The 23,780-nt window shown below is 35.8% G+C and carries 20 protein-coding genes; 2 read left to right on the top strand and 18 right to left on the bottom strand.

Annotated elements, in window-relative coordinates:
* Positions 1-10: 10 nt before the first annotated feature.
* On the top strand, positions 11-670 hold the full coding sequence (locus PT603_RS13050) for a hypothetical protein (RefSeq protein ID WP_008237656.1): 660 nt from the start codon (positions 11-13) through the stop codon (positions 668-670).
* 8 nt (positions 671-678) lie between these two features.
* On the opposite strand, the gene tsaB is transcribed toward PT603_RS13050, so the two are convergent.
* The 17 genes from tsaB to PT603_RS12965 form a co-directional block, all read right to left on the bottom strand.
* Positions 679-1,347 carry a tRNA (adenosine(37)-N6)-threonylcarbamoyltransferase complex dimerization subunit type 1 TsaB gene (gene tsaB / locus PT603_RS13045; RefSeq protein ID WP_008237655.1) on the bottom strand — a complete coding sequence of 223 codons (669 nt, stop codon included), beginning with the start codon at positions 1,345-1,347 and terminating at the stop codon, positions 679-681.
* Positions 1,344-2,627 (bottom strand): efflux RND transporter periplasmic adaptor subunit, encoded by a 1,284-nt coding sequence (locus PT603_RS13040; protein ID WP_008237654.1) that lies wholly within the window; start codon positions 2,625-2,627, stop codon positions 1,344-1,346. Before PT603_RS13040 ends, tsaB begins: the two co-directional genes overlap by 4 nt.
* Positions 2,628-2,642: 15 nt before the next feature.
* Positions 2,643-3,956, bottom strand: coding sequence for a TolC family protein (locus PT603_RS13035; protein ID WP_008237653.1), 1,314 nt, complete (start codon positions 3,954-3,956; stop codon positions 2,643-2,645).
* Between the two features lie 102 nt (positions 3,957-4,058).
* Entirely contained in the window at positions 4,059-4,286 is a 228-nt protein-coding gene (locus PT603_RS13030; RefSeq protein ID WP_008237652.1) for a CAMCR motif-containing small membrane protein, read from the bottom strand.
* A gap of 7 nt (positions 4,287-4,293) precedes the next feature.
* Positions 4,294-4,827, bottom strand: coding sequence for a DUF420 domain-containing protein (locus PT603_RS13025; protein ID WP_008237651.1), 534 nt, complete (start codon positions 4,825-4,827; stop codon positions 4,294-4,296).
* Between the two features lie 9 nt (positions 4,828-4,836).
* Entirely contained in the window at positions 4,837-5,511 is a 675-nt protein-coding gene (locus tag PT603_RS13020; protein ID WP_008237650.1) for an SCO family protein, read from the bottom strand.
* A 13-nt stretch (positions 5,512-5,524) separates the two neighbouring features.
* Complete coding sequence (locus PT603_RS13015) at positions 5,525-6,193, bottom strand: hypothetical protein (protein WP_008237649.1); 669 nt, start codon at positions 6,191-6,193, stop codon at positions 5,525-5,527.
* Between the two features lie 104 nt (positions 6,194-6,297).
* Positions 6,298-6,681 carry a cytochrome C oxidase subunit IV family protein gene (locus tag PT603_RS13010; RefSeq protein WP_008237640.1) on the bottom strand — a complete coding sequence of 128 codons (384 nt, stop codon included), beginning with the start codon at positions 6,679-6,681 and terminating at the stop codon, positions 6,298-6,300.
* 20 nt (positions 6,682-6,701) lie between these two features.
* Positions 6,702-7,682 carry a cytochrome c oxidase subunit 3 gene (locus PT603_RS13005; RefSeq protein ID WP_008237639.1) on the bottom strand — a complete coding sequence of 327 codons (981 nt, stop codon included), beginning with the start codon at positions 7,680-7,682 and terminating at the stop codon, positions 6,702-6,704.
* 47 nt (positions 7,683-7,729) lie between these two features.
* On the bottom strand, positions 7,730-8,311 hold the full coding sequence (locus tag PT603_RS13000; RefSeq protein ID WP_008237638.1) for a cytochrome c oxidase subunit 3: 582 nt from the start codon (positions 8,309-8,311) through the stop codon (positions 7,730-7,732).
* Positions 8,312-8,314: 3 nt separating this feature from the next.
* A complete protein-coding gene (gene cyoE, locus PT603_RS12995) occupies positions 8,315-9,217 on the bottom strand; it encodes a heme o synthase (protein ID WP_008237637.1) in 903 nt (300 codons plus the stop codon).
* A gap of 525 nt (positions 9,218-9,742) precedes the next feature.
* A complete protein-coding gene (locus PT603_RS12990; RefSeq protein WP_274237799.1) occupies positions 9,743-10,444 on the bottom strand; it encodes an energy transducer TonB in 702 nt (233 codons plus the stop codon).
* A gap of 52 nt (positions 10,445-10,496) precedes the next feature.
* The gene (locus PT603_RS12985; RefSeq protein ID WP_008237634.1) at positions 10,497-10,889 is read right to left on the bottom strand and encodes a VanZ family protein; all 393 of its coding nucleotides are present in this window, start codon (positions 10,887-10,889) and stop codon (positions 10,497-10,499) included.
* Entirely contained in the window at positions 10,882-11,262 is a 381-nt protein-coding gene (gene gcvH / locus PT603_RS12980) for a glycine cleavage system protein GcvH (RefSeq protein ID WP_008237633.1), read from the bottom strand. The genes PT603_RS12985 and gcvH overlap by 8 nt, the downstream gene beginning before the upstream one ends.
* A 68-nt stretch (positions 11,263-11,330) precedes the next feature.
* Positions 11,331-18,464 (bottom strand): T9SS outer membrane translocon Sov/SprA, encoded by a 7,134-nt coding sequence (gene sov, locus PT603_RS12975; protein WP_008237632.1) that lies wholly within the window; start codon positions 18,462-18,464, stop codon positions 11,331-11,333.
* Complete coding sequence (gene ruvA, locus PT603_RS12970) at positions 18,464-19,045, bottom strand: Holliday junction branch migration protein RuvA (protein ID WP_008237631.1); 582 nt, start codon at positions 19,043-19,045, stop codon at positions 18,464-18,466. Before ruvA ends, sov begins: the two co-directional genes overlap by 1 nt.
* A gap of 147 nt (positions 19,046-19,192) precedes the next feature.
* On the bottom strand, positions 19,193-21,487 hold the full coding sequence (locus tag PT603_RS12965) for an NADP-dependent malic enzyme (RefSeq protein ID WP_008237630.1): 2,295 nt from the start codon (positions 21,485-21,487) through the stop codon (positions 19,193-19,195).
* 147 nt (positions 21,488-21,634) lie between these two features.
* On the opposite strand from PT603_RS12965, the gene PT603_RS12960 reads away from it, so the two are divergent.
* Positions 21,635-22,660 carry a LacI family DNA-binding transcriptional regulator gene (locus tag PT603_RS12960; protein ID WP_008237629.1) on the top strand — a complete coding sequence of 342 codons (1,026 nt, stop codon included), beginning with the start codon at positions 21,635-21,637 and terminating at the stop codon, positions 22,658-22,660.
* Here the strand turns inward: PT603_RS12960 and chrA are convergent.
* The gene (gene chrA / locus PT603_RS12955) at positions 22,657-23,775 is read right to left on the bottom strand and encodes a chromate efflux transporter (protein WP_008237628.1); all 1,119 of its coding nucleotides are present in this window, start codon (positions 23,773-23,775) and stop codon (positions 22,657-22,659) included. The two genes, PT603_RS12960 and chrA, sit on opposite strands and share 4 nt — an antisense overlap.
* Between the last annotated feature and the right edge of the window lie 5 nt (positions 23,776-23,780).

Here is a 23,780-nt window from a genome sequence, read left to right as displayed (position 1 = left end):
AAAAAAAATCATGAGATTAACACAGGTCATTTTATTAACAACTCTATTGGCTTTCAATGCAAAATCGTTTGGTCAAGTATTTACAGATCAAAACCCATATTCTTCTTCATTATTACAGACAAAAGCAAATCCAATCAATGCTGAAGTTGAGGGATCTCAGTATTTTTACAAATTTGACCTTACTTCTAAAGTGTACAAAAACGGCAAATACCTTGTAACTCGACTGAGCAACTACGATGCTTACAATGATGAGATTGTTATTTCAGATGAGAAAAATGAAAAATTCTTCATGACTAAAAATGAAGAATTAACAACCGTCATAGGAGCAGACAAGTTTGTTTATTTTTCTTTATTAGGATATTTTATGGTACTAAATGAAGGTGAGGTTCTATTGCTCAAAAAACCGATTAAAAAATTCGTTGAAGCAACCCCAGCTAAAACAGGCTACGACACAGGCAACAAGGCTCACTTCATCGATGAGGTAAAATATTACATTATTACACCAAAGAAAAAGACCCCAAAAGAAATCAAATTGAAGAAAAAAGATCTCTTAAATAACTTAGATAATGACCACAAAAAATCCATGGAAGTATATTTAGAAAAAAACAAAAATAGCTTACGTAAAGAAGAAGATTTCATTCAAGCTTTAAATGCTATAAAAAGTTATTAGAAAGCCTTCTATCTACCGGCCACAAAATCTTTTAAATAATAAGGCTCAAAATAAGCCACATCTTCAAACGCTTGCTGCTGAAATTTTTCAAAGGCAAGCGTTCCCATTTCAAGCGCAGAAGGATATATATCCTCAATAAAGTTGGCATTTTCGTGAACAATCAACTCCTTAGCCTTATTAACTGCATCCCCCACAAAGGTTACTATTCCATTCTTTAAAAATGTATGATAGGAATTTTCATCTAGAATTTCAGCTTTAGTTTCTCTCAGCTCAACTCCATTATGTACGTCATACAAGGCAGCGTAAACCTCCATGCGACGAGCATCTAGCATGGGTGCTACCACACCTTCTTCTAACTTGACTGCATTTGCAAGTAATCGCAGTGTTGGAATAGCGATTAACGGAATATTTAAAGCAAAGCACAAACCTTTGGCAGCAGAGACTCCTATGCGCAATCCAGTATAGGAACCAGGTCCCATACTAACCGCAATTGCGCTTATATCATGAAAAGACAAAGAAGCACCATTTAGTGCTTCTTCAATAAATTTGTGTAAGTTTTCAGCATGTGAAAAGCTTCCGGTATTGGTCTCTTTAAGGATTACCATTTGATCTTTATTAAAAATCGCAACCGAACAATTGGTTCCCGAAGTCTCAATACACAGTATGTGGCTTATCATTTTTCTTCTTCTTTCTTAGGCTTTTCAGTGACAGACTTTACTTTATCTCCCGATTTAAGAGTTTTAGAAACTAAGGCATAAGGTCCTGTTATAATTTCTTCATCCCCATTTAAACCTTCGATAATCTCAATATTAGTGTCATCTTGAATACCTGTTTTTACAACACGCAATTTAGCATTTTCTCCATCTTTTACAAAAACACATTCAAAACGTTCTTCTTTTCCAGCTGTAGCTTCTTCAGAAATTACAATTTTTTTAACTGAACTGGTGTCTGTTTTAACCACTACTGCACTTATAGGAACACCAACTATATCATTTTTAGTAGTAGTAATGATATCAACAGTAGCTGTCATTCCAGGTCGAAAAGGAGAATAGGTTTCAGGTTTACCTTCTAACAAATCCTTATAGGACTCCTCAAGAATGCGCACTTTAACTTTAAAATTAGTTACTTGATCAGCACTTGTTGTTGCATTAGCCGTATTAGCAATATTAGTAACAATTCCTCTAAACTTCTTTTTAAGATATGCATCTACCTCAACATCTGCGCTATCACCTACAGCAATTTTAACAATATCATTTTCATTGACATCTACCTCCACTTCCATGTTTTGAAGGTTAGCTACACGCATGAGCTCGGTTCCTGCCATTTGTTGGGTACCTAAAACCCGCTCACCTAATTCGATATCAAGTTTAGAAATAGTTCCGGATACAGGGGCGTAAATTGTAGTTCTCTTAAGATTATCTTGAGCCTCATTCACTGTGGCTGAAGCACTTTGAACATTATAATAAGCAGATTGCTTTGATGCCTTTGCTACCTCATAAGACGACACTATTTTGTCCCATTCTGCTTTAGAAATAACTCCTTTATCATACAACCCTTTATTACGTTGATAGTTAGCTTCCGTCTCTTTCAAACTAGCTTCAGCTTGTTGTAATCCTGCTCTGACATTCTGTAAGCTTGCCTGGGTTCTACTTAAGCTAGATTGATATAAATCTGGATTAATCCTAACCAACAAATCCCCCTTTTCAACTTGTTGACCCTCTACTACAGCCAATTCAATAATTTCTCCTGATACCTCTGAAGATATTTTAACTTCAATTTCAGGTTGAATTTTCCCAGTAGCCGAGACTGTTTCCACAATTGTCATTTTAGACAACTTTTGAAATGTGACCTCTTTATAATCACCACTATCGCCAAACCAACCTTGTTTTTTACCCATTATTAAAACAATGAGCAGTAATGCAATAGATAAAATAATGATAATTCTTTTCTTATTCATGATAGTTACCGTTGATTATTCTAATACTTGAATTCCAAAATAAAATTCCAGCACTTTAAGTTTAAAAATATAGTCGTATTTAGATCTAATTACCTCTGATTGAGCATTATCAAATTGAAGTTTTGCTTGATTATAATCAAATGCATTCATTAGGCCCACATTATACCTCTCTTGAGCATATTCAAAAGAAAGATTTCTAGCACTTAACGTCTTAAGGGCAGCATCATAACTCTTTTGAGCATTTTCAGTATCCTTATAGGCTTGATATACATTTCGCTCTAAATCAAGTTCTGCTTGAGTAAGTTGAAGTTTGTTATTTTCCAAAGTAATTTTACCTCGCTTTACATTATTTCTTGCGGATAATCCATTAAGAATTGGAACATTAAGCTGAACTCCAATTGAAGTTCCATCAAAGAGGAATAATTGTCTTTGGAAATCAATATTAATACTCTCAGACCAACGGGTATTGTAGCCTATAAACCCAGATACACGAGGCAGATATGACCCTCTTGAAATTTGAACTGCTTTTTCAGAAATTTCAACATTCGTAGTCGCAATTTTAACTTCACTTCGAACCTCTTTAGCCTTATCAGCAATAGATTCAGGACTCTCTTGAAGAATACTAGCCAAGGGAACGTCCATATCCATATCTACAATGTCAAATTCCTCATAATTTTCAAGGAGAAGTGTTTGAGCCAATCCTATTTTAGAAATGAACAATGCGTTTTCAGCATTAATAAGCTCTTGCTCTTGGGTTGCCATTGTAGCCTCAATCTCATATAAATCTCCTTTAGGTAAAGATCCGGCCTCAACCAATTCTTTGGTACGATTAACATTTTGTATGGTAAGCTGAATTTGTGCTTGTCGTACTTTTACGTTTTCTTTGTTAAACAAAATCTGTAAAAAAGAATTTGCAACCATCAAGGATATATCGTCTTTCATTTTATCTAAACGATATTCACTTGCCACCTTACTTAATTTTGCACGTTGCAATCTACGCCAATTAGTAAGACCCGAGAACAAATTCATTCCAACACTAGCGCCAGCCGAAAAAGAAGAGAATGTTTGATTTTCAAACTGATTAGTTGCTGGATTAATATTTGCTCCAGTATTAGCCCCATAATTAGAATTGGCGCTAATTGAAGGCAAAAAGGCACCAATAGCATCAAGTCTTTCAACATCAACAGATTTTAAATCTAACTCTGATTGCTGAATTGATATATTATTCTCTAAGGCGTAAGCGACACATTCTTGTAGTGTCCATTTTTTGGTTTGGGCCTTAATTCCAAAAGAAACAAATAGGCACAACATAAGTATTTTAACTTTCATTATCGGACTATTTTTGAGTTAATTTACGACTCATCCAACAAGTTAGTCAATACTTTAGTGTATTTGTTACACCCAAGTGATTATTTTACCAAATTAAGGTTCTTATTTCATCTTTCGATAAATGAAATAGCCAAGTACCCCAAGTAAAATATACGGAATTGCCATTAGATATACGATACCGTCATTTATACCTTCTGCCGCTCGACCATCCTCCTCACTAATCAAAACTGCTCTACACATCGCACATTGAGCATCTACCAACTGCGGCAATAAAAAGGCTATAAAAAGAATCGCTATAAAAACTATACGTTTAGGAAACATCTCTATCATTCAAAAGTTAATGAACATAATAAGGGGATATCATTAGATATACGATCACTCCTGTCACCGCAACATATAACCATATCGGAAATGTAATTTTAGCTATTCGCTTATGTTTATCAAAACGTTGGGCTAAAGCCTTTACATAAGTTACAAGAACTAATGGTATAATGGCAATTGAAAGTAAAATATGTGAAAGAAGAATAAATAAATAGATATACTTTACTGCTCCTTCACCTCCAAATTTAGTAGATTCTGAGGTCATATGATAAGCAACGTACATTGCCAAGAAAGCTACAGACAATCCAATACATACCTTCATAAGACGCTCATGAAGAGTTCTATTCCCATTTTTAACAGCCATTACAGCCCATACAAGCAATATAGCAGTCAAAGCGTTAATACCAGCATAAATTGGTGGCAGAAAAGATAATGGTGCCACATTAGGAATCTTAACAGTAAACAATACTGCTACCACCAATGGTATTGCTATGGAAAGGATGACTATCCATACATTATACTTCTTCTCAATAGTACTTACGTTGCTCATATAATTGTTTTAGTTTTTCAATAATTGTTGAATATCACTGATAAGCATTTCTATTCCTTCTGGTTCAATACCATCGTAATAGACAATTGGATTTCCAAAATTGTCTTTTCTACACACAATATTACCATCCTTATCTATAAGTGCAAACATTCCTGAATGTTCAAACCCTCCTTCAAATTGATCTCCTTGACCGGCATACAAATTAAATCCTTCATTCGCCAACTTATAGATGGTTTCTTTGTCTCCAGTTAGAAAATGCCAATCCGGATTAGTCACTCCATATTCCTCGGCATAAGCCTTCAATACCTCGGGAGTATCATTTTCTGGATTGATGGTAATAGAAACAATTCCTATTGGCTTATTATTAAAAGCATTCTGTACTGTTACCATATTTTTAGTCATAATTGGACAAATACTAGGGCAAGTAGTAAAAATAAAATCCAAAACATAAACCTTATCTTTAAAGGTGGCATTAGAGATAATATTTCCATGTTGGTCAGTAAAGCTAAACTTAGGGGCCTTACCAATAGTCATCATTTCAGCTTTTTTCTTACCTACCTGATGACGATCAACATCAGTGACCTCTTTGTTTTCAACTCTACGTGAAATTTCAGTTAAAGCAAAAATTCCAAAAATCAGGATTACAAGTCCTAATCCCATGTAATAGTAAATCTTTTTATTCATGATACCACCATTTTTAATTTGTCTTCTTTAAATATGAATCTCTGGTACTAGTTTTATCATACTTCTTTAATGCCAATCTATATTCTGCTAAAATAACTTTTACATCATCAATCATTTTATTATTTAAATCCGCAACAGAAGTGGCGTCATACCCATAAAGCTTACCATAATCCTCGTCATCTGTTCGACCTCTAAGATTTAATTCAGTATCAATTATATAAGCATAAGGTGTTGCACTATGAGAATCTAAGGACCCTCCTGTTTTAAGGCTGCTATGCATTAATTGCAATTCCTCTGGGGTACCGTACAGCAATTTCCAACCTGACACATCACTATATTGTCCGAGTTCCTGCATTAATTCTTCAACCTTCTTATTTGTCCCGTCAGGAAACAACATAATAAACTGCAAATCATTAAAGCCTCCGAAACGTTTGTATATCTTCTCGTGAAGATTAAACGCATTTGTTTTCTTGACCTCCGAATTATCTCCTAAAAAACAAAGAATTGAAATTTTACCATTTAAAGATTCCGATTGACCTTCTTTAGTCGCAAAGGCGTCAATATCACTTACATTCGCGGTAAGTACAGGGAGTTTGGCAAAATTGTACACTCCAGAAGCAAAAAAAAGATACACAACGATTGGTAGTACAAATAAAGCGCCTAATACTAACTTCTTTTTCATAGTTTAAAAATTAGCAAAAATTCAGACAAACAGGCCTGTTTTAGCAAAGTACAAATGTAAAAAAGTCCCGTCAAAGCGGGACTTTTATTATTGTTAAATATACCTTAGAAATTCCAGGTTACAAAGCCATTTTTAAATACCTCATGGATGTAATTCCCTTCATTCAAAAGAATGAAACACAGGTAAGGTATTAAAATAATCAAAGGCAAAACAAGTGACCAGCGAAAACTCGCCTTTTCGTCACGTAAGTGCATGAAATCCCATGCAATATAGTATGCTTTTACTATCGTAAGAATTATAAATATCCAATTAAGCAGCTTCATACCAATAACCTTAGCCATTAGAGACTCCGGCTTATAAATACCTAAAACTACCTCTATAGCGGTTATAATAGAAAGCAATAATAGAACTCCCCATATTTTTTGCTCATTAGACTTAAATTTGATAAGTCCTCTAAATATTGCCAAATTATGATGATCGTGTGCCATATCTTATACGTGTAATTTTATTAAACCAAATAGAAGAAAGTAAATACAAATACCCAAACAAGGTCAACAAAGTGCCAGTACAACCCTACTTTCTCAACCATTTCATAACTCTTTCTCTTCTCATAGGTCCCTAAAAGAACATTAAAGAATATAATAATGTTGATAACAACTCCTGAAAACACGTGGAATCCGTGGAAGCCCGTTATAAAGAAAAAGAAATCAGCAAATAAACGATGCCCATATTCATTTCTAATAAGATTCGCTCCTTCCACTACATATTTTGCACTTTCTAACTTTTTTAAAGACTCATCTCTAGAAAGAATAGTCTTATGTCCGTGCTCATTTAATAATTCCGTTCGAACCACTACATTAGTATTATTCTTAACACTATTGACAACATCAGAAACGGTATATGTTGGAAGAGTCCCTTCGTTAGTAAACCAAATACCATCCTTGCGCGTATGCGTCACTCGTTCCGTATCAGTTGGTTGAACGAAACTACTTAAAGCAATTTGCTTTCCAGTCTGAGCATCGACAAATTGAAGAATATTTCCAGATTTCGTTTCAATTGCACCAAATTCTCCTTTGATAAACGTCTTCCATTCCCAAGCTTGGGAACCAACGAAAATCAAACCTCCAAGCACAGTAGCAAACATATACCATGCTACTTTTGATTTCTGCATTTTATGACCCGCATCAACCGCCAACACCATAGTAACAGAAGAAACAATTAACACAAATGTCATAAACGCAACATAGATCATCGGCTGAGGTGAACCATGATAGAAAGGTATATGGGTAAACACCTCATCAGCTATTGGCCAAATCTCAATAAACTTAAATCTAGAAAAACCATAAGCAGCCAAAAATCCAGAGAATGTTAAGGCGTCAGATAGGATGAAAAACCACATCATCATTTTGCCGTAGCTGGCACCCAATGGTTGATTGCCTCCGCTCCAAACTTTTTCTTCCGTGGCTGTATTCGTAACAGTAGCTTCCATAAAAAAGTAGTCTATTTTAAAAAATTGTTCAAATTTACGTTTTTTTCCTATCCAACGAAATAGAAAAATAAAATCAGGTAAACCCAGAGAAAATCAAGAAAATGCCAAAACATAGCACCCAGTTCAATTCCAAGGGTTTGACCAGGATAGTATCGTTGTTTAAAATGATTATAAATTACAGTCAAAAGTACAACAATACCAGCAAATACGTGTGCAATATGCGCAAAAGCTATGACATATAAAAATGAAGTAGTCACACTACTCTCACTTCCCGTAAAATAGTAACCCAATTCAATGATTTGAGTAAAGCCGAAAAATTGAAGTCCAACAAAAAGACCACCCAAGATTAAGGTAGTAACAAGCATGGTATTTGCCAAGCCTCTTTCATTCTTTTGAACGGCATTTTTTGCTAAATGAAATGTTACACTGCTCAATACTATAGCAAGCGTACTATAAATAAATGCTGAAGGCATTTGAAAATCATGCAACCAATCCGGTCTTTTACTACTAACCACATAAGCACTAGTAAGTCCTGCAAAAGTCATTGCAACGCTAACCATACCGAACCAAAGCATCATCTTTTTAGCCCGATCGTTTTTTTCTTTAAAACTTCCTTGAGTTAAATCCATTTGTTACACAAATTTATCAATCACGTATATAATCTGAATCACTGTAATATAAAGTACACTAGCCAACATCAACTGTCGGGCAGCAATATTATCTCTACGGTGGTAAAGCCTGAATGCATAAAGCATCATTACTAAACCAAATATGGAAATAATGATAGCTGAAACCACAGAAAGCTTTAAAGCTCCTGTTAATCCAGTTACAGGAATAACAGCCACAATCATCATCCAAAAGGTATACATTATAATCTGCAAGGCAGTAGCTTTATCCCGCTTACCAGTTGGTAAAAGGTTAAATCCAGCTTTTTTATAATCATCATAAAGTACCCATCCTATAGCCCAGAAATGTGGAAACTGCCAAAAAAACTGAATCATAAACAATACCCCAGCTTCAATTCCAAAATCATTTGTGGCCGCAACCCAACCTAACATGAAAGGAATAGCCCCAGGAAAGGCACCCACAAACACAGATAAAGGAGTACGCGTTTTTAATGGAGTATAAACACTTGTATATAAAAATATAGAAATTCCTCCAAACATTGCTGTTTTTGGATTTACAATATACAAGGCAGCAATACCCACTATGGTAAACACAACCGCTATAATTAACGCTGTTTGAACACTCATCCTACCAGAAGGGATAGGTCTATTTTGAGTACGCTTCATTAGGGCATCTAAATCCCTTTCAATTACCTGATTAAAAGCATTGGAGGCACCAACCATACAATAACCTCCAAAAGCCAATAAAATCAAAATATTATATGAAATGGTATTGGCACCTAAAAGATACCCCGCAAGTGAAGAAAAAACAACACTCAAGGAGAGACCTACCTTAGTAATTTGCTTAAAATCATCAAATACCAAAGTAAATGTTCCTGTCTTTATTCTACTTATCAAAGCGCTTATCATCTATTTCTCCCGTATAAGGGCTGCAAAGATAGGCCTATACCACAACAGAGCAAAATACAATTATCAAATTTAACAATATGAGAGGTAAAAATTTCATATTAATAATCGGTAAACCAATTAAATAAATCCATTTAATAACCGACAATAAACATAATTACACATTTAAGTTAGGGTGAAACACAGGCTAGTATTATGATTGATGGCACATTGAAAAATTCAGCAATAAAGGTATCAATGAATAATACACATTTTAATTTCTGCTCCCTCCCCATAGTGAACATGTAAAGTTTAAGACACCATTTAAATTCCTCTTTAAGATTATTAAAAAAAGGAATTATACTTATAAAGCATAAAAATTTCACAATTCAACGAACCTAGAAGACTATATCAATGGTCGTACACACCACCCAATGTACTCTTCCATATATAGGTTTAAGTATCTCTTATCTAGCAAAAACGATATTAAAAATCAACCATAAAAAAACCCGAGAAATTCTCGGGTTTTTCTTATATAGCATTGGAACACTAGTTCAATTTAAACACAATTGGATAGGCAAAGGTTACCGGAGTCGGTTTACCACGTTGTTTTCCAGGTATTAATTTTGGTAACTTCTCAATAATACGTCGCGCTTCAGCATCAAGGTTTTTATCTGGACTTCGAGTATTTAATACGGTAATGGTACCATCTTTATTTATACGAAAGCTAACATAAACTCTACCTTGCACGCCCATTTCTTGAGCTATTTCAGGATAACGGAAGGTTTTACGAACGTGATCATCCAATTTAGATTTAAAGCAATCGAATTGCTTATCTTTAGAAACATTCTCACATCCAGGAAACATAGGTTTATCTTCAATAACTGCAAAAGGCACGTCTACATCGATAACCTCCTCTACCTCCTTAATATCATCAACCTTTACGATTTTCTCTTCCTTTTGAACCTCAGTAGACTGAATTACCTTTTCCTCTACTTCAGCTTCATCTTCAACAACCTCAATTACCTCAGGGGCTGGTGGCGGTGGCGGTGTATTTAATTGCTCAGTAATAGGAATATCTTCGGTAAGATCATCATCTACCTGAATTGTATGAACGAAATCATTAACCTTATCATACGTCTTCCATTCCATTCCCAAATACGTAAGACCTAAAATTAAGGCCAACCCAATCGCAAAGTATAAACCACTTCTCTTGGTTAAGTCGGCTTTAGGATTTTTCTTGAGTTCCATAATTCTATTTTTTGTGTTTGCTAATTTAAAAATATATTTCAATTAAAAGCAATTAAATTTTTCTTTTTAATGCTTCTAATAAAGGCTCAATTGGTTTGATAATTAGAATTGCAAAAACTATGCCTAACGCATTAGCCTGTATATCTTTAACTTCCATCATACGGTTAGTTGTAAAATAGTCTTGGCAAAACTCTATAAACACCCCAAATAAGAAAGCAAGAACCCCGCTTAATACAACTATCTTCCAAAAAGGAAATTTACCTGAGCATTCATATCTCAGGGTAGCTATCATTAAAAGAGTAAAAATGCTATAAAATAGGAAGTGTGCCAACTTATCACCTCCTTGCATATTAATAGCTTGAGCGTTAAACGAAAATAAGCTGAGAATTGATATCACAATCACCCAGCTTATAAAAAGTATTTTAAAAAAATGTTTCTTAAACACCAATTAGTTCTTTATACTGCTCACTTGAAAGCAAGGCTTCAACCTCAGCGTCATCAGAAAATCTTACCTTAATCATCCAACCATCTCCATAAGGATCGTTGTTTACTTTTTCAGGCTCTGTTTCTAATTCTGTGTTAAATTCAATAATCTCACCCGTTAATGGTAAAAATAAATCAGATACTGTTTTAACAGCCTCAACTGTTCCAAAAACTTCATCTTTATCAAGAGTTTCATCAACAGTTTCCACTTCCACATAAACAATATCTCCTAATTCTCCTTGGGCAAAGTCAGTAATTCCCACGGTAGCAACATCACCGTCAATTTTCACCCATTCGTGATCTTTTGTGTACTTTAATTCAGCTGGTATATTCATTGTGTTGTAGTATAAAATGATATGTGCAAATGTATCTTTTTTGGGGTTACTTTTCAAATATCTCCTCGTTAATTTCCAAAATTATATCGCAAAGTTATTCCGGATCGAATTGTAGTCAGAGGGAAAGCAGTAGAAATAGCAAACTTTGAGAAAGTATGATCATAATAAAACAATGTAGTTAGGTTTTTACTTACCGCGTAATCAGCGGTAAACTTCAATGACCACAACTTTTGCCCCGAAGTAACCTGATTGTTGTCAATTTCCATATTCCTAATAACAGTTATGTTATCTCTCATAGAAACATCTGCCTTCAAATTCAAATCACTGCGCAAGGTGGTTCTATTGCCACCTATATTTGTAACAAAGCGTACGTCTTTAATTCTATATCCCATACCAACGGTATATTCATCACCACGCATTTCAGTAAGATAGTTATTATCTAAACTCAAGGATAGTGTTCTATCCTTACGTAATTCCGTCAAGATACTTATTGAATTATTCATTTCAAAATCCAAACGAACTAAAGGATTAAACTGCTCTACTAAATTAATATTGGTGTATAAGTTTTTATTTCTAAAATTACCCCCTTGATCCAAAGCATCTGGATTATTTTGATCATACTCCAAATTGGTTCTAAATGCATTTAAACTATAACTTGATCGATAACCATGGGAAACTGAAAAACGCTTAAAGTTCTTTTTAAACCAATCCAATCTCATCAACCCAGTATACTTCAGAGTCCATCCTGGTATCGGAATATTGCGCATTGCCTTTAATGATACTTTATTAACATCTGTGCCGGTATAGGCAGCATAAAATGCCGGCAATAGGACAGCTTGGTTATTTTTTCCATACCCTAATGGATAGCCTTCAGCATCCAAATTAGCGGGATTATTAATATCTATTCCTCTAGCCAATGCTAAACGTTGGGCAATAGCCAAACGATTCCCTTTAAAATCCTCAAAAGTTGATGACGAAACTGCATCTGATTCTGCAAAGGCAGTTTTAATCATTAAAGTAGAAATATTAAAATTCCCTATGTTATTTCCTACCAGTTTTTCATACTCATACTCACCAGCTCCAAGAGTATTTACTCTGAAGTTCTCAGCATAGTTTTCAGCATTTTGCCTATCAGCTATCAAGTCAACTTTCAAATCTGGCAAAGGCTCTAAATTAGCTGTTATTCCCAATTGTGTATTATTGACCTGCATATATTGCTGATTAAACTCAGGAAAGGTAGTAAGCCATCCATTTTTAGCAGCTTCGTAACGAATATCCGCCTGACTTCCAAAAATAAACCCTGGAGATGGTTTTAATGTTCCAATAAACCCTATAGTACGTGTATATCCCGGCAGAGCTTTACTGTTGTTTTCAGAATAATTTATATTTATTCGTTTAACAACCGTAAGAATGTCAACTACAGTATTAAAAAACTTAGCATCACTATCTGGTTTATTGACAACGTTATTTGACGATGTATTTCCTGGAGGCAATCCTGAATTCACCCTACGTGTCGGAGCATTTGTCTTTTTCTCAAGCCCTATATATTTATAGAGTCGATCTAAGCTCAAATTGGTATTTAAGGTATGGGTGTTTGCATTCTGTATCGTATTTATCCTTTGATTAGCTACTTCAGCCAATACATCAGATCCTCTTTGCCAGTCAAAATCCCCAGTATAACTATAGGTCCCCCCAACAAAAGCCAGGAAAGGGATTTTATTAAATGGCAATTCATAGTTAAGTTGAAGGCGAGTTGCATGGCGGTTAGGTTCACCCACATTCCAAAAACCATCCCAAATTCCAAGATCATCTCGAATGATTCGATCTCCAAATTCGTCTTCCCCGTAATAATTACGAACTATATTATTGTTGGAAGCCGTAAAATTAAATCGCAATGATTTAGTCAAATTATAATTAATCGCATACTGCCAATCAAATAAGAAATTGCGTTGCTGTAATTCCGGCAATCCTAATTGAAGCGAAGGGTCTTCTCCATCTAAATATACCTGTCGAAATCGTTGTTGGTTGAATCTCCGAGTAATATTCGAATTTAAGGTTATACTTGAAGGCAAAACATTAAAATTCAATTCTTTAAGCCATCTCCAATATTTCCCTCTGAAAAGGGAGTCAGACTTCTTGAAAGGTTCAACCACCGTAGGTTGAAAAGTATAAGCATATAGAAATCCTGCACGAACATTCTGATCTTTCAACTCTTCTATTTCAAAATCTCGATGCTCTAGGACATTATATGAATAATTCAAAGTGAAATTCTCTACATTATAAAAACGTTGTTTCTGCTCTTCTCCCAAGTCCTTACGAACACCTATGAAATTAATACTTTTCCTAGTTGTCAAATCTTCAGCCTGACGACGGATGACTTTACGTTCAGCTCCTGATGACGCAGCGTTTAATCTATCTTCAAGCTTAATATCTTGATACAAAGGATCAAATTCAGGCGTAACCAGCTCTCGTGAATACCCATAATTGACAGGTAACTGAACTCCCCATTCTTTAGGAAGCAACTGCCCGGCATTCACATTAGTCACAACGTCATATTGTTTAATTTCTTCCCTTGAACGCTGATTAGGCATGGACTCAAGGCTACCAAAACCTACCGTACTAACACGTCCTGTTGCAGAAATAGTTGCAAAATCAGCAACATTGGCATCTACAGCAGCAATCGCTGCCCATCCTCCTTTATTGTCAAGTTCAGCTAAACGAAGTTCGTTAAACCAAACTTCCCCACAAACATAACTATTAGTTGCATTCTTAACTCCAATCATTAGAGAACGAATATTACCAATAGAAGGGTTTCCCTTAATGGCTAAACGCATTTTACCAGTTTCGCGAGGTGCATTTTCTAACACTTCGTTTAAGTTTTCATCATAGAAAACTATATTGGAGAGCGTTTGATTAGAGATACCTACCGCCTTAAGCTTGGTAAGCAATTCTAGAGGAATATCAAAATTATTACTCGCTGGCCATATTTCTTCCGAGGTAGAAGCCCCTGGATTAGTGACTTCAAGTGGAATTTCGACTTGGTAAAAATTCTGATTAAAATCAGTACCTATTCGAATGAATGCTACTAAATCATTATCTCCTAAAAAATTACTTTTGTAGGCCTCAGCATGAACAAACATTTTAAGGCGTTTATACTGTCTGAGATCCACATTAATATTTTTAAATACTGCTCTTGAATCATTAGATTCTAAATCACATACTGCAAAGGAAAGAGATTGTTCATTCTGACGAATGATGGTATTATTGTTATTGAGTTGTTCTCGCAATACACCAGGAGGCATGCGATATGGTATCGGAGTTCGATTTTCATTCTCAATGATATTAACCGTATTTACATCTATGTAGGTGCCATCATCCGAAGGATTATCTAAATCTGTTTGCAAAGTAGCAGTATATGTACGCCAATCCCCCCTTACTAAATCTAACGTACCAAAACGTAAAATTGTATTTTGGTCAAATCCAGTCAAATACATTCTCATATGACTTATAGAACGTAAATCATTAATTCCTCCATAACTGTTGTCTGGGGTTTTAATAGGAATTTTAAACTGTATCCAACGAGTGGTTGCAGTCCCTCCATCAGGCACAGTCACTTCAACCTCTTTAATATCTGTCACATATCTATCGGTGCGTTGCATATTAGGCTTTATTGAAATACGGTACTCGTAATAGCTATTTACTGTATTCATCGTATTATCTCTATTCACATCTTCAACATCTGGAAGGGTAGTCGAACCTCGATTGGTATTGCTTACCTGCACAGGAGAATTACTTTGTAGACCATTGTAATTCAAATACCTTGTAAGGATATCACCATTAGCATCCAAGTAATATTGATAATTATCTAAGGCTGGGTCTAAGGGTGATTCTACAACATTGTTAGTATAAATTGAAGCTTCTTCTGAATCATCGAGTCCATCCATACCTAAATCTTGCAAACTTCGATTGGCAGCCTCAGCATCAAAGGCGTATACCAGTGATTGAGCCACAGGAACTTTCCCCCATGAGGTATTCAACACTCCAGTATTGCCAGTTGCTCCAGGTAATCCATTTTCATATTGTTTCCGCCCATCTTTCAACACGTCTTCTGAAATATTCCCAATATTAAATACCAACTCTCCACCAGAATTCCCATTTCCTGGCTCATATGGATCCATAACCCAAAACTGAATGTATTCCACATTACTTTGTTCGAAATTGGTGGAAGTTATTCCTCGCATAATCCCACCCCATTTAGAATCTGAAGCTAAACTACCGAAATTAGGATTGTTATTATACGGCCCTTTGGAAGAAGGAAAATAGGCTAAATCAAGAGTCGTCTGAATAGTAGTCTGACCTTGTGCCACATCTACTTGAGGAAAAATTTCATCAATAAAGATTCTGCGGGTAGCATTGGAAGAAATATCCGCATTACTAATTTCAGAAGGTCGTTGCGGACCATAAAAAATTGGATCAATGGTATACCATGCCATTTTAGTTCTTCCATAACCATTTAATAAGTTATCGGGATCATCAGGAGCACTTCCGTAAAGCTGGCCATTGGGAACGAATTCCAACGGTACACTTGACATGGACCATGCCAATGGAGAGCGCAAGTCTATTGTTGTTTGAGAGCCCTCAAAATCATCTACATAGGCCGTAGTTTCTCCTTCAAAACTATCATTCTTTGGTGAACCTGGCAACAAATAAGCCATTTCTCCTCTAACCGATATATTTGATGGTGCATCCGTATCTATGTTAGGTAATTTATTGACCAAACGAGTAAGGAATGGAAGTTCAGCAGAATAGTTACCATTAAAACCAAAAATAGTGTTGTTCACTGATTCTTGTCCAAAATTTGATTTTTGCGTAAGTGGACGTTCACTTAAATTTAATAGTGTAGCGCCCATCATGAATTTTTCATTGAACTGATGCTCTACATTGAATCCGGTAAAACGACGTGTTTGCTGACCAAAAATAACAGTGTTCTCTACTGAAACTTCAATCGGAATGTTCGAAGCCTCTAAACTTGGGTCCATTATTTGTACAGTACCAGCAGGGTAATTAACTGTGTAATCTATCCCTTCTTGAAGCGTACGACCACCAGCTCTTACTGTAACCGATCCCCTAGGAACATTAAATGCTCCAAGAGAAATGCCCCCGCTTCCTTGGGACTTATACCTACCCTTAATTTGAAACTTATTTTTATCACTATCCTCTAAAGCAGCTGCTTTAGTTTGGGAGTACATATTTTTAAATACATACTTTTCTTGATTTGGGTTGTAGGTAGTTGGTTGCTCATAATTTCCTCCACCTAACAAAGTATGCATATAATCTCCAAACGGTTCTTTCTTTGTAAAAATGATTCGCCCATACTGAGCATCAATAGTAATACCCGGCAAATAGTCAAAAAAACCATCTCCACCATTTTGGTAGTCATTGTATATATTTAATCTATCAAAATTAAAAACATCTAATAAAATTCGCTCTTCCAATCCTGCCGGCCATGATCCAGGATCTACTGGAGAAATATAGTTTACAGGTGATGGATCTGTATATAAAATATTCAACTTAAAATCTTCTTGACTCAATTGAAATGCTCCGGTGGAATAAATATTTTTCATCATCAAGTCCCAAATAGGATCTTGAACATTGGTAATGTTACTTTTCAACATTTTTAACACCAAGTTGCTATTAACCACTTGGCTATTCCCTACATCTACAGTTGTAGCGCTTATCCCATCATTAGCAAACTCCCCTACCTGATAAACACCTCCCTGATATGTATATTGATACGCAACAGCTAAGACTTCATCGTTACTTAAGCGTTGACTTAAGGAAATATATCCTAATTGAGTATCCAATCGATAATCACGACCCTCCTCTAATTTTCTTGCATTTTCAATAACACCATAATCAAACCCTTGATTGACAGACGCCGACAAAGAACCAAACCCACTTTGTATTGTGGCCACGTCACGTATAGCTTGCGTAAGTACAGAAGTGCTCCCAATTTGAGTAGGATCGTAATCATTGGCCCCGTTTCGTGGAAGTAATCCAGAAGGAAGACTATTAAAAAATCCTCCGGGTGCATTGGTATTTATTCGTGTATTATCGGGATTAGGCTCACCTAAATCTTGAAGAGCCACTATATTTCTTACATTATTTGTTTGTTGACCTCGATTAGTTACCCATACTTCTAACCGTGTTATCTGAACTTGACTCCTTATCCAAGGATACGTTTCTAGGGCTTGATCATATTGATCTCTAAAGAAATGTGATAAAAAGAAGTTTCTGTCTTCATCATAATCCAGGGCTAATATCTCAAAATTATTCAATGTACCTCCACCTTGAGCAACGACCGTATTAGTTTGAGAACGTTGTTCTGAAAAGACACCCGTCACTCGGGTTTTCCCAAACTGCAATTCGGTTTTTACACCAAATAAACTTTGAGCACCTGTTATAAGAGAACTATTTAGAGGCATATTGACATTACCAACCTCTATTTTCCTAATAATATCATCCTCATTAGGTGTATATTCTAACTTAATAAGATTCTGAAAATCAAAAGAAGCCTCAGTATCGTATTGAGCAGAAACTGTAAGCTTCTCTCCTACCTTACCCAGCAAGCTTAAATTTATTCGCTGATCAAAATCAAAACTAACATTTCTTCTATTTCTGGGGGTTAATGCTGGATTATCATTTTTCACAAATCGCAATCCTAGATCCATAGCCACACTTCCCTGTGGCACCACCTCAATGGTGTTTCCGCCAAAAATGGACTCGAAAAAATTAGAGTTCACATATACATTAGGAAGTAAATTTTTCCTTGCCTCCTCCGCATTTACACCTCGACCAGACACAGCACTGACTTTTTGCTTGAAATAATCTTTCAGCCCTTCTTGAAAAACTAAATCCTCATATTGTTTCCTAGAAAGTATAAGTGGATGTTTGATATTAAATCCAGCAACACTTTCAGAATAGACATAACGATCCAGCAATGGATCATACTTATATTTTAAAACAATACTATTAGGGTTTTTAAGTAATATTTGCCCCAATGCTATACCCACCTGAGTGGTATCCTGAGGTGTGTCATTGGGCGGATTCTGTGAATGAACAGCTATTGTTCCTAAAAAAAATATCACAAAAAATCCACACCAATATTTAGTTATTTTGAATGGGTTGGTTATGAATTTCATTATAAATTTTTAAGTGCCTTCTTAATAATATCTTCTACACTCAAATCCAATTCGTCTTTTACAATTTTATCAACGACCTTTTCAGCCTGTTTCCTAACAAAACCTAAGACCTCTAAAGCAGATAACGCTTCTTCTTTATTTGTATTGCTTTGAGGATGAGAAACTTCGTCAATACCAAAGATTTTTAGCATCTTATCCTTTAGGTCCAAGATAACCCTCTGTGCTGTTTTTGCACCAATCCCTTTGATAGATTGAATAGTTGCCACATCACCATGAGCAATAGCATCTCTGACTTGTGAAGGTGTTAAGGAAGATAACATGGTTCTCGCGGTGCTGGCTCCTACACCAGAAACAGAGAGTAAAAGCCCAAAAATCTCTCTTTCAACCTTTTCATAAAAACCATATAGTACATGTGCATCTTCTCGAACTAATAAATGAGTATACAAGCGAAGGTGCTCTTTATCTGGAACCTGAGAAAATGTATGTAAAGAGATATTAATAAAATACCCAACTCCATTGCAATCAATAATGACATGGGTGGGATTTTTTTCTACAAGTTTTCCTTGAATATGGGTTATCATAAAATATACAACTTGAGGTTTGTAAGATATTATGGCACTAATTTAAAAATAAATTCATGCACCACATTGAATTTTAGCGTTTGTAAAAAGAAAAAGCCTCTAAGTTGATTTCTCAGAGGCTTTATTTCTACTATAAATTGAATTAGCTTACTCGCCAAGAATACTTTTTTGTTTTTTCTCCTTTTGCTGAGCATCCACTACACATACTGCAGTCATATTAACCATTTCATCAACACTAGCACCTAACTGAAGAATATGTACAGGCTTGCTCAACCCCATCATAATAGGTCCTATTGATTCTGCTTTATTAAGCTCCTTCATAAGCTTATAGGTAATATTTGCAGCATCCAAATTAGGAAAAATCAATGTATTCACCTTATTACCAGCCAGTTTAGAGAAAGGAAATTTACTTTGCAACATATCTCTATTTAAGGCAAAATCAGATTGTAATTCACCATCGACCAAAATATCAGGATAATATTTATGGAGATAGGCAACCGCTTCGCGAACTTTAGAGGCACTTTCGCTGTCAGAGGACCCAAAATTGGCATAAGACAACATTGCCATAACGGGTTCAATTCCAAACAAGCGAGCCGTAACAGCGGTCATTTGGGCAATCTTAGCCAATTCCTTTCCATTAGGATCAATATTAATAGCTGTATCGGCTAAAAACATAGGACCTCTTTCAGTGATCATAAGATTGGTGGTAGCAACTTTATGTATCCCAACCGCACGAGGAACCATTTCCAAAATAGGTCGCAACACAGAAGGGTAACTACGAGAATACCCAGTAATCATACCATCAGCATCTCCTTCATTAACCATCATTGTTGCAAAATAGTTACGTTCCCGTATTTTCTTTTGAGCGTCATAAAGGGTGGTCCCTTTACGTTTTCTCATTTTCCAATAAAGTTCTGCATACCTATTTTTAACTTTATCACATTCTGCCGATTTTGGGTCGATAATTTCTACATCTGCATCAAACTCAATTTCTTCTTTTAATGCTAGTATAATCTCCTTATTCCCGAGTAATATAGGAATAGCTATCCCTTCATCATGAGCTATTTGAGCTGCTTTTAATACATCAAGATGATCAGCCTCTGCAAAAACGATGCGTTTTGGTTCCGTTTTAGCGCGATTGTGAAGTAGGCGCACCAATTTGTTATCATTACCTAAACGAGAAAGTAATTCTTCCTCATACTTTTCCCAATCTTCAATACTTCCTTTGGCTACACCACTCTCCATTGCTGCTTTCGCTACGGCTGGTGGAACGGTTGCTATAAGGCGTGGATCAAATGGTTTTGGTATAATATACTCTCTTCCAAAGGTAAGTCGTGTTTCTCCGTATGCTATATTTACTTGTTCTGGCACCGGCTCCTTAGCAAGTTGTGCTAATGCTACAACCGCTGCCATTTTCATTTCTTCATTAATTTTGGTTGCCCTAACATCTAAGGCACCTCTAAAAATAAAAGGAAATCCAAGTACGTTATTTACCTGATTAGGGTGGTCAGAACGACCAGTAGCCATAATAATATCCTTTCGGGTGTCTATCGCTAAATCATATCCAATCTCGGGATTAGGGTTAGCCATAGCAAACACAATTGGATTAGCAGCCATTGAAAGCAACATTTCTGGAGTAACAACATCCGCAATGGAAAGTCCAATAAATACATCAGCATCTTTCATCGCTTCCTCCAAAGTATCAATCTTGCGATGGGTAGCAAATTCCTTCTTAGACTCTGAAAGATCAGGATTATCTTGACGAATAACCCCTTTACTATCCAACATCACTATATTTTCTGCTCTTGCCCCAAACGCCTTATACAATTTTGTACAAGAAACCGCTGCGGCACCAGCTCCATTAACCACTATTCTTACCTCTTCAATTTTCTTATTTGCTAATTCTAAGGCATTTAACAAAGCTGCCGCTGAAATAATGGCCGTGCCATGTTGGTCATCATGCATCACAGGAATATCCAACTCTTCTTTTAACCTACGCTCAATCTCGAACGCCTCTGGTGCCTTAATATCTTCTAGGTTAATTCCTCCAAAGGTCGGAGCAATCGTTTTTACAGTTTCAACAAATTTATCAATATCCTTGGTATTAAGCTCTATATCAATACTGTCTATATCAGCAAATATCTTAAAAAGTAGACTTTTACCTTCCATTACAGGTTTTGCTGCCTCAGGCCCTATGTCTCCCAATCCCAGTACGGCAGTACCATTTGTTATAACTGCCACTAAGTTTCCTTTTATGGTATACTTATAAGCATTATTAACATCTTTTTCAATTTCTAAACATGGTTCTGCAACTCCAGGTGAATAGGCTAAGGCCAGGTCTCTTTGTGTTGCATATCGCTTACTCGGTAGAATTTTAATCTTACCCGGTTGAGGTTTCGCGTGGTATACCAACGCTTCCCTTCTCAATCTGTCTTTTCTCATGGAAAACATTTTAAGTAATACAAAGGTAGCAGGAAATTTTGAGCATAAAAGAAATACTTTAGTTATCTTTACACAGGCTGAATTTAATATTAGCCTCCCTACACAACAAGCTTTTATTCACCCTATTTAAAGGCAAATTACAATTGCATGAGACCTGTAACATTAAAAGATTTAGCTAAAACATTAGGCGTATCTGTAACAACTGTTTCCAAAGCGCTTAAAGATTACCCAGATATTAGTGAGGAAACAAAACGACAGGTAAAAGAACTTGCCGAAACCCTGAAATACAAACCCAACATTCATGCGGTAACTTTAAGAAGTCAGGAGTCTAAAACCTTAGGAGTAATTGTTCCAAAAGTAGATCATCACTTCTTTTCCGAAATCATTAATGGGGTTATTGAAGAAGCTGAAAAAAATGGTTATTTGGTAATTTCGCTATTCTCTAATGATACATTAGAATTAGAGCAGCGACAAGTTCAATTACTAATTGATAAACGAGTAGATGGAATTCTAATGGCGTTGTCAAATGAAACCCAATCTAATTTAGACCATATTCACTCCATCTTTAAAAATGAAATACCTTTAGTATTATTTGATAGAGTATCCGCTGAAGTAAATTGTTCCAAGGTTTTAATTGATGACCGAATTGCTGCTCATAGCGCAGTCTCACATTTATTAAAATCTGGGTGCAAGGAAATAATGTTACTAAGTGGCCCTAAATCTCCTGACAATTATCGTTTACGTCATGCAGGATATATACAAGCTCTTGAAGAGCATGGCATAACTGTCAATCCAAATTTAATACATCATTGTACTTCCCTTTACATTACAGAGGCGTTAAGAATTACTCAAAAAGCTATTTTAGAAAATCCGAAAATTGATGGCATTTTCGCAGCTACTGACATGCTGGCTTTGGGTGCTCTTGGAGCTGTACAAGACTTACAAAAGAAAATACCAGATGAAATATCCATCATCGGTTTCAGTAATTGGTTTGTAACCGACACGGTGCGTCCTCATCTGTCAACAGTAGACCAACCAAGTATAGAAATGGGGAAAAAAGCAGTTTCTCTTCTAGTTGAAGAAATTAGAAACTTACAAAAAGGTATTACCACGCAACCTGTAAGCGTAAAACTACCAACAAAACTAGTATTGCGTAATTCTACAAGAAATTAAAAATAACTAAGAACATACCCCAAAAATGAACCTCCAATAATCAAATACATACTATTCAATTTTTGTACAAACTTTACCATTAAGAATGATCCTACAAGGATTGTAAATGTACGCCAATCAGTAACTGAGTCTTTGAACATACTGAGTCCCACGGAAGCTATTAATGCAATTGCTGCTACGTTCACCGCATCTAAAAATGCCGAAATAACCTTAGACGATCTAATTTTAGACACAAAAGGGTAGGTTATAAAAACTAATAAAAAGGAAGGGATAAAAATACCTACTGTTGCAGCCAATGCCCCAGGAAAACCATGTAGCTGCCAACCTATAAATGTGGCAGTAGATAACACAGGTCCTGGCGTAAATTGACCAACAGCAATTGCGTCTATGAGAACCTGAGATGTTAGATACCCCTTCGTTACTAATTCAGCTTCCAGAAAGGCAAACAGCACATATCCACTGCCATAAAGTAAAACGCCTATTTTACTAAAAATACCAAATATTTTTAATGGGGTCAACTGTGTAGCCAAATTTAAAACAACACTAAAGGGTATTAGACTACCAAATGTATTCTTTGTCCGAGCAATTAAAAACCATATCAAACCTAATAAACCAACACCAAATAAAGCCACAATTTCATTACCCCCTAACAAACTAAAAGACAACGCAATAACACCAAACACAAACAAAATCCTACTTTTTATCGCCTTCGCACCTAATTTCCAAGCCGCTAATAAAACAATTACGACAACGGCAGGTTTAATTCCATAAACAAATGGCCTAACTTGAGGTAGCTGGCCGTATTGTAAATATAACCAAGCAATTATAGCCGTAATAAATATCGCTGGAAATATAAAGCTTACACCTGCCACTACCAGTCCCTTCCACCCAGCTCTTTGATATCCACAATGCATAGTCATTTCAGTAGAATTAGGACCAGGTATAAGGTTGGTGACTCCAATTAAATCTAAAAAATGACTGCGACTCATCCATTTACGTTTAACCACCACCTCTTCTTCCATCATTGCTATATGCACCGCTGGACCGCCAAATGCTATTGACCCCAATTTAAAAAAAACGGATGCTATCTCACTTAGTTTTTGCTTTTCGGTCATACTTA

Origin of the sequence: Imtechella halotolerans, from assembly GCF_028743515.2 — a bacterium.
In the GTDB taxonomy this organism is placed as follows: Bacteria; Bacteroidota; Bacteroidia; order Flavobacteriales; family Flavobacteriaceae; genus Imtechella; species Imtechella halotolerans.
This window is presented reverse-complemented; position numbering and strand designations above follow the sequence as displayed.

Coding starts and splice junctions, on each gene's coding strand:
- PT603_RS13000 (WP_008237638.1), bottom strand. CDS start 8,311: ATGGATTTAACTCAAGGAAGTTTTAAAGAAAAAAACGATCGGGCTAAA.
- tsaB (WP_008237655.1), bottom strand. CDS start 1,347: ATGATAAGCCACATACTGTGTATTGAGACTTCGGGAACCAATTGTTCG.
- PT603_RS13040 (WP_008237654.1), bottom strand. CDS start 2,627: ATGAATAAGAAAAGAATTATCATTATTTTATCTATTGCATTACTGCTC.
- PT603_RS13035 (WP_008237653.1), bottom strand. CDS start 3,956: ATGAAAGTTAAAATACTTATGTTGTGCCTATTTGTTTCTTTTGGAATT.
- PT603_RS13030 (WP_008237652.1), bottom strand. CDS start 4,286: ATGATAGAGATGTTTCCTAAACGTATAGTTTTTATAGCGATTCTTTTT.
- PT603_RS13010 (WP_008237640.1), bottom strand. CDS start 6,681: ATGGCACACGATCATCATAATTTGGCAATATTTAGAGGACTTATCAAA.
- gcvH (WP_008237633.1), bottom strand. CDS start 11,262: ATGAATATACCAGCTGAATTAAAGTACACAAAAGATCACGAATGGGTG.
- ruvA (WP_008237631.1), bottom strand. CDS start 19,045: ATGATAACCCATATTCAAGGAAAACTTGTAGAAAAAAATCCCACCCAT.
- PT603_RS13005 (WP_008237639.1), bottom strand. CDS start 7,682: ATGGAAGCTACTGTTACGAATACAGCCACGGAAGAAAAAGTTTGGAGC.
- PT603_RS13020 (WP_008237650.1), bottom strand. CDS start 5,511: ATGAATAAAAAGATTTACTATTACATGGGATTAGGACTTGTAATCCTG.
- chrA (WP_008237628.1), bottom strand. CDS start 23,775: ATGACCGAAAAGCAAAAACTAAGTGAGATAGCATCCGTTTTTTTTAAA.
- PT603_RS13015 (WP_008237649.1), bottom strand. CDS start 6,193: ATGAAAAAGAAGTTAGTATTAGGCGCTTTATTTGTACTACCAATCGTT.
- PT603_RS12960 (WP_008237629.1), top strand. CDS start 21,635: ATGAGACCTGTAACATTAAAAGATTTAGCTAAAACATTAGGCGTATCT.
- cyoE (WP_008237637.1), bottom strand. CDS start 9,217: ATGATAAGCGCTTTGATAAGTAGAATAAAGACAGGAACATTTACTTTG.
- PT603_RS13050 (WP_008237656.1), top strand. CDS start 11: ATGAGATTAACACAGGTCATTTTATTAACAACTCTATTGGCTTTCAAT.
- PT603_RS12965 (WP_008237630.1), bottom strand. CDS start 21,487: ATGAGAAAAGACAGATTGAGAAGGGAAGCGTTGGTATACCACGCGAAA.
- PT603_RS13025 (WP_008237651.1), bottom strand. CDS start 4,827: ATGAGCAACGTAAGTACTATTGAGAAGAAGTATAATGTATGGATAGTC.
- sov (WP_008237632.1), bottom strand. CDS start 18,464: ATGAAATTCATAACCAACCCATTCAAAATAACTAAATATTGGTGTGGA.
- PT603_RS12990 (WP_274237799.1), bottom strand. CDS start 10,444: ATGGAACTCAAGAAAAATCCTAAAGCCGACTTAACCAAGAGAAGTGGT.